Origin of the sequence: Legionella saoudiensis (assembly GCF_001465875.1) — a bacterium.
Classification (GTDB): domain Bacteria; phylum Pseudomonadota; class Gammaproteobacteria; order Legionellales; family Legionellaceae; genus Legionella; species Legionella saoudiensis.
This window is the reverse complement of the sequence record NZ_LN901317.1, coordinates 1-6617: the sequence shown is the minus strand read 5'-3', so window position 1 is coordinate 6617 and position 6617 is coordinate 1. Positions and strand designations below refer to the sequence as shown.

The following is a 6617-nucleotide window of genomic DNA, read 5'->3' as shown; positions in this document are numbered from 1 at the left end:
ATAACAATAGATTTTTGTTCTAAATGATTTCTTGCAGCGTTCATATAAATAGTATTCCAGAGTACAACAGCATTAGTTACTAGACCCAGGGCGCCCAGCTGATCTTCCTGTCCCTCGCGGTATCTTTGGAGAGTGTTCATTTAACTGTGTCACCTCATTGCTTATCTAAGTCCTAAAGTTAGTCTGTCTTCAAAATAGATTTGTAGTTGGGACACAATAAGCGCCCAATTGGAATGCCGCTGCCATCTCAATTGTTTCTAGGACTTATCTCAGGGGAGCTTTCATCCTTTAATTCTTTCTCTTCTGGAGCCTGATAAAATGTGGGGGCTAACGGTAACGCTGCAAATACTTTTGTTTGATTCTCAGTCGTTTGTTTTGTTATTTTCTCACTATTGATGCGGTCCAGTATTTCTAGAATGGTGCTCATTCCGTTACAATACTTGGTAATTTGCTCATAATTTCGTCCGTGAGATAGTGTAATCATATGTAAATTACTTGTTTTTTCCTTGATGTCGTCAGTTAACTCACCTTCTTTTAATAAAGTATTCACTTCCTCTTGTAGAGATTTAAATTCGTTCCCTATTTCTATTAATTCCTCTCTGATTGACTTACTTTTAGTAGAAAGTTTACTACCTAAAGCCTGAAGATATGTGGTTATGGGAACTTCTATCGATTTTAGATTAGGTAGTTCATCAGGAGTTACAGCGCTTAATAAACGATAAATAGTTCTGGCTTCGGAATCTATCTCAACAAGGAATTCACGGGCTTCCCCCTCTAAAGAAAATACAGTAAATCCCTCCTCAGATTGATGATTCAATTGAGTTTTTATCCCTATAGTTTCAAGAGCTACCTCTAAAAAATCGCTAGCATACAGCCCTATTTTTTCCTCTACAATAGGAGCTATATGATGGCCATAGAGTTCAGCCGAGCCCACCTCAAAAGAAAGATACTTAGTAAAATAATAAGCTAATTGAGTAGTTATGGTTTCACTAGCATTGCAACCCGCTATACGCAGCATTATTTGATTCGAATCCATTTCCAATACAGGAAATAAACAGATAGTGTCTCTTTTAAAAGCCTCGTGCAATGGATAAGCTAAACGCAAAACTGACCCCTGAGAACGATACCCTCTATAGTAGTCACTTTCATTCATCAAAATTCTATCAAGATCATTTGGACTAATGAAAAATTCATATTTAATTAGGTCAGTGGCACCTTGTGGCACTCTTTTCCTCGTATATTCATTATGGCTAGGCAACAATCGGATGCCATACTTTGCACATAATTCAGGAAAGATCTTGATTAATGATTCAAACTCTTCATTTTCTTTTTTACCCGCTATAACGGTGATACAGAAATAGCCTCCAGGCTCTTGAATACTCGCACTGGGGTAATTAGTATTTTCTTTCATTCCATTTGAGATAGCCTCTAAAAAATTAAATCCTAAAGTTTTATTAAGCTTCATGATATGACCCCTTGGTATGCCCAACAATTGCCCAAAACGATTTAATTATAACACATTATCTTCTTATTAATTGAGCTTAAGTTTCGACAGAACCAGATTGATTCCGAGCGGGAGCTTATTTAGATTGGGGAACGTTAATTCGTCTTCCGAGGAGACTGCTCTTGCCTCGAAAAAACTTACACCAAAAGCCATCTCTATAGAAAAAATAAAACCAGGATTGGGGTGTGACAATCAATGGAATTGAAAGGTACTCTAAGGCAAATTTAGACCTATATTAGTCCATTAAATATAAATTTAAATCTGTTTTATGCATTTTAAAAGCTCTTTTTAATAAAAAACCGTTAAAATAAAATCATTATTTTTCAATTGGTTGAATTCTTAGAGTATCTTTCAATTCCATTGATTGTCACATCCCTATTTGAGGATATCTTTGAAAGTGGTTTATTTCTGAACGGGGCGATACATTTAGGTTGTATCAATTAAACCTAGATATTTTGATAGTCATCTATCAAAAGTCAAAATTTAAATCATATGAGAGGTGCATGCTTATTATTTCCTACCTATCAAAAGAGCGTACCCTAATGATAGCCTTCTTCACCCTTCTATAATTTTTAAAAAAAGATAAAATGTAGCCCCAAAAATATTTCAGGAGTTTCCCATGCTCGTGAGAGAATTACTTTATTCGGATAAAGAGATTTTCATCAATGCCATGGTTGAAAGCGAACACTTTCATCGTCCTCTTATTGATAGTCCGAAAACATATGAAAGTTTTGATAAATATTTTGACACGTCTCAATCTGAAATGAACAAGACTTATTTGGCATTTAAAGATGATGAGTTAGTAGGAGTTTTTAATATAAGCGGAATTATACGCGGATGTTTTCAAAGCGCTTATTTAGGCTATTGCGCAAATCAGAAATTTGTCGGAAGAGGTTTGATGAGTGTGGCATTAAAACTTGTGCTTGAAAAGATATTTATGGAATTAAAGCTTCACCGGATTGAAGCTAATATACAACCAGTTAACACGACATCAATATTATTAGTAACGCGCAATGGATTTATTAAAGAGGGGTTTTCTCAAAGATACCTTAAAATAAACAATCAGTGGCTCGATCATTTTCGGTTTGCATTAACTTATGAAGATTGGGTGGCGAACCGCTAACAAAGGTGTCGACTATATCGATTAATGGACCGTGGTGTCTATTATGTATAAAAAATCGATTTAGTAGATGCAGGATGACTATCAATTTTATATGTCTGCTAATTTATAAATTAAGAGAATTATAGGTACCCTTATGTGCTCTATAATTTAACTCAAAGGTGAATTTATCATATTAGGAATGTAATGGAACTATTTTATCCAGTTATACCTGAGGATAAGCAACATCCAATTTTTAAAGAGATAATGAAAGAAGAAAATGAACCTGAGAGGGCGATTCTTCTAGATTGGGTGGAAGGATTTAAAGATCGTGATAATAAGTTTATACAAGAATTTCAATTAACATTTGAGTCATCAATGTGGGAGTTGTATATCTATGCGGTTTTAAAAGAAATAAGTGTTGATGTAAATATGGATAATCCAATACCGGACTTTTTGTGTTCAACTAATGTAAGTGAGTTTTGTATTGAGGCAACAATTTCAGCCCCTGAGAAGGGAGGTATTCCTCCTTATGGCTATGGTCCACCTGATATAATGCCAAATGGCCAAGATGAATTTAATCGTGATGCAATAGTAAGAATTTGTAATAGCATAACATCGAAGTATATCAAATATGTGGACTCATATTCTAAGTCAAATCATATAGCAAATAAGCCCTTTGTATTGGCAATAGCCCCGTTTAATCAGCCTGGCTCACATTATTCAGTAAACATTCCGATGCTAGCAGCACTTTATGGAGTCTATACGTGTGAATTATTATCAATCCTTTTTAATTTTTATCCTCCCTTAAGTATAAGGATAAAAGAAGTTAAAAAAGAAAACGGAGCGGTTATACCTTTAGGTTATTTTGAATCTGATTTATACAGTGAGATAAGTGCCATATTTTACAATCCGTTGGCTACATGGGGAAAAATTAGAGCACTTGCTAAAAATAAGGGTAAGCGACTTCAATTTGTTACTACGCACCATCCTGGAAGCGGCGGGGAGGAGCTATTACTTAACAATTTTGAAAATGAAAAATATTCTGAGTTTTTACTTGATGGATTGTATGTTTTTCATAATCCGCATGCCAAATATCCTTTATCTTTAGAAACTTTTAGGAACAAGTTTACAACGCAATATTATTGGGAGAATGGTGAATTTAAGAGGGATATGCCAGAAAATTTTTTACTCACTAGGCAAGTCTATTATTTAAAAAATACGTAGATAAAGCCCCCCGTAGTTTTTTATACACCACCGACATAGCTTAGTATGTTAATTGAACATGCTAGATAAATTTAGGTATGATACTTGGCCGTTGAGTTGAGTAATCTCTTAAAAATTAATAATAACTTAACTTAGAATAGTTAATCGGATTTCTTAACCGATTTCGCCTTGAAATTACGTTTATTGAAATAATGATGTAGGGGTGTAATAAAAACCCCGTTTTATTAAATTAAGTTTTATAGGTTGATTTGTGGTGCGCAACGAGCTACAATTTAGATATGATTAAATCATTTAAACATAAAGGCCTTAAAAAATTCTTCGAGAAAGGGGATTGTTCTGGTATCCAACCAAAACACGATAAGAAATTAAGATTACAATTAACAGCGCTTGATACTGCAACAGTCATTGAAGATATGGACTTACCCGGATATAACTTGCATCCGCTAAAGGGACAACGAAAAGATTGTTGGTCTATAAGTGTAAATGGTAATTGGCGCATAACTTTTGAATTTGAAGATGGCGATGCTTATATCGTTAATTACGAGGACTATCACTAATGACTATTATGCATAATCCACCCCATCCAGGGGAATTTATTAAGGATACTTATATTGAGCCACTTGATATAAGTTTGAGAATGGCTGCTTTAAAACTTAATGTTTGTGCTTCAACATTTTCTCGCTTAATTAAGGGTGAGGCTGATTTGTCTCCAGAAATGGCCCTAAGATTAAGCAAGGCTTTCGGACGTACTCCTGAAAGCTGGATGCAAATGCAATCAAACTATGACCTTTGGAAAGCTCGGGAGATCGTTAACTTGGAAATGGTTTCTATTATTTATGAGCGAAAAACTAAGCCACTGAGCATAAATAGATCGGTGTCAAAACAGAAAGTGGCGCGTGTAAGTAGTTATCCTAAGATAAAAAGGGGTGAGCTGTCTGGGACTGCAAGTCCGCAAAAAAAGCCAACTAAAAATTTAGATAAACACATAAAAAATTAGCTCCTTATATAATTGAAATTAGGTTTATATAAAAACACAAGGGGAAGGGAGTCCGACTCGAAATACATATCGCTAAGGTCTGATAATGGACAGAATCAACATTAAAAAGTTCACATAAATCTTTCATAAAGTGCCTTGTCTAATTATGAATAAAAAGGTAGTTTAATGCATTTTGAGATATTTTAGTGAAATTTTGGACTATTATGAATGGACGTACACAGCCTACTTTAAAAGAGCTTCAACAATGTCTTGATTTTTTAAACAGAGCAAGAAAACAACAAAAAACTATTCAAATTAATTTTACTATTGGTTTTTTTGTATCCCTGGGTGCTCTTTACTGGGGTTTATATGAGCCCTTCGTGAATTATACCTCTCAGAAATCCGATAAGTGTGAGAAAAAACATCGTGAAGAGTTAGAAAATATGGAATTAAGAATACAGCAGCTTAAGGCTAAGATAAGTGATTTGGATGAGGTTATAAAAAGGAATCTACATAAAATTCTGCAAGGATTTTCCAAGCAACAAAGCCGGACAACAGAAGAAATAAACACTCATTATAGTAGCTTATTTTTTGATAAAAAAATTTCGTACGAAGAGTTTGATAGTGGAATAGCACAACAAAGGCGTCAATTTGTCTGGGGTGATCACCCGAATAGAATTTTTATGGATATGGCTGAAGTAGAGTTAACGGTTAAAAAAGAAGACTACTCTTTTGCGCTGTTTGATGGGCGAGATGAGATACGGCGCCAAAGATGGGACAATAACCGTTTGATAAACAAGTATGATTCGTTAGGTCTACTGGCTTTAATAATTATAAGTCTTTTTCTTTTTTATTCGTTCTGTGCAGCGATTAAAAACACTATAAAATTTCCCTATTCAGAAAACTGTACCCGCTCTCTCCAATATATAGCTACACATCTTGGCTTTAATATACCCATTCAATATATAAAAGAAGAGGAATTCATTAAAGCATTAGAAGAAAAAATTAAAATATTAACAGCAATTGATCCCGATGTTGAAAACCAAATTACTGAACACTTTATATAGCCAGTTCCACATTATCAAGTATCTGGCTTCACCACCTGTTTGCTGAAGATGAAAAAATAAATTGTCTCACCACTGGTGAAAACAATTTACCTAATAATGTATTGATTTTATATAATTTGAAAAGCTTAGAGGAGGAACGCGCACTCTTCTTTTAAATCAACGATTAGTCTGATTAATTCTAAAATTAAGTTTTATTTCCCGCATTTAAGGTTTTTATTAAAATGGATATTAATTTAATTGAATTGATAAGGTAATTGCGGCACGTAACTTGTTTTATGACGCCACACTATTATTTTATGAAAAAAGGAGTTCCATCTCAATTCATCATCTTGCTCATGCTGCCCATGAGGTGTTATGTGCTATTACTGGCGACTCGCACTTGCTTGATTCCGTAGCATTGACCGCTGAGGGTAAAAAGGAATTTAAGCATATGTTTAATATTTCAAAGAACTTCATTATACATGCAGATAAAGACCCAAATGCTACTCTTAAATTTAACACGCAATCGAATGTGTTTCTCTTATTGGATTGTGCATGGATTATAAGCTTACATATTGATAAAGCGTGTGTTTATAGCCAAACAGTAATTGCATGGTGTATTTTTGTATACCCTGAGTGGCATCGTCAAGTTAACTTTTGGTCTAGACTGTAATTTATTTACAGGAAGACCGTGATGCTAGAAAGGAAGCCTAAAAGATACCGTTATCCATTGGAGTTAATCAGCATCGCAGTATGGAGTTATCA

At 34.4% G+C, this 6617-nt stretch carries 6 protein-coding genes and 1 pseudogene; 5 read left to right on the top strand and 2 right to left on the bottom strand.

The window, feature by feature from the left end; genetic code table 11:
* Positions 1-128 (bottom strand): annotated as a pseudogene (locus BN3124_RS17505) (Tn3 family transposase); the annotation flags it as partial.
* Positions 129-247: 119 nt separating this feature from the next.
* Entirely contained in the window at positions 248-1465 is a 1218-nt protein-coding gene (locus BN3124_RS00055; protein ID WP_058532837.1) for a hypothetical protein, read from the bottom strand.
* Between the two features lie 658 nt (positions 1466-2123).
* Between BN3124_RS00055 and BN3124_RS00050 the strand changes: the two genes are divergently transcribed.
* The 5 genes from BN3124_RS00050 (at position 2124) to BN3124_RS00030 (ending at position 5873) form a co-directional block, all read left to right on the top strand.
* Positions 2124-2627, top strand: a complete 504-nt coding sequence (locus BN3124_RS00050; RefSeq protein ID WP_058532836.1) for a GNAT family N-acetyltransferase — start codon at positions 2124-2126, stop codon at positions 2625-2627.
* A 183-nt stretch (positions 2628-2810) separates the two neighbouring features.
* Entirely contained in the window at positions 2811-3830 is a 1020-nt protein-coding gene (locus tag BN3124_RS00045) for a hypothetical protein (protein WP_058532835.1), read from the top strand.
* Between the two features lie 278 nt (positions 3831-4108).
* Positions 4109-4387, top strand: coding sequence for a type II toxin-antitoxin system RelE/ParE family toxin (locus BN3124_RS00040; protein WP_058532834.1), 279 nt, complete (start codon positions 4109-4111; stop codon positions 4385-4387).
* Positions 4387-4827, top strand: a complete 441-nt coding sequence (locus BN3124_RS16565; RefSeq protein ID WP_078061424.1) for a HigA family addiction module antitoxin — start codon at positions 4387-4389, stop codon at positions 4825-4827. The genes BN3124_RS00040 and BN3124_RS16565 overlap by 1 nt, the downstream gene beginning before the upstream one ends.
* 203 nt (positions 4828-5030) lie before the next feature.
* Entirely contained in the window at positions 5031-5873 is an 843-nt protein-coding gene (locus tag BN3124_RS00030) for a hypothetical protein (RefSeq protein ID WP_058532833.1), read from the top strand.
* The last annotated feature ends 744 nt before the right edge of the window (positions 5874-6617 follow it).

What these genes read in the sequence shown, in the direction of transcription:
- BN3124_RS00050 (WP_058532836.1), top strand. Translation starts at nt 2,124, where the DNA reads ATGCTCGTGAGAGAATTACTTTATTCGGATAAAGAGATTTTCATCAAT.
- BN3124_RS00030 (WP_058532833.1), top strand. Translation starts at nt 5,031, where the DNA reads ATGAATGGACGTACACAGCCTACTTTAAAAGAGCTTCAACAATGTCTT.
- BN3124_RS00055 (WP_058532837.1), bottom strand. Translation starts at nt 1,465, where the DNA reads ATGAAGCTTAATAAAACTTTAGGATTTAATTTTTTAGAGGCTATCTCA.
- BN3124_RS00040 (WP_058532834.1), top strand. Translation starts at nt 4,109, where the DNA reads ATGATTAAATCATTTAAACATAAAGGCCTTAAAAAATTCTTCGAGAAA.
- BN3124_RS00045 (WP_058532835.1), top strand. Translation starts at nt 2,811, where the DNA reads ATGGAACTATTTTATCCAGTTATACCTGAGGATAAGCAACATCCAATT.
- BN3124_RS16565 (WP_078061424.1), top strand. Translation starts at nt 4,387, where the DNA reads ATGACTATTATGCATAATCCACCCCATCCAGGGGAATTTATTAAGGAT.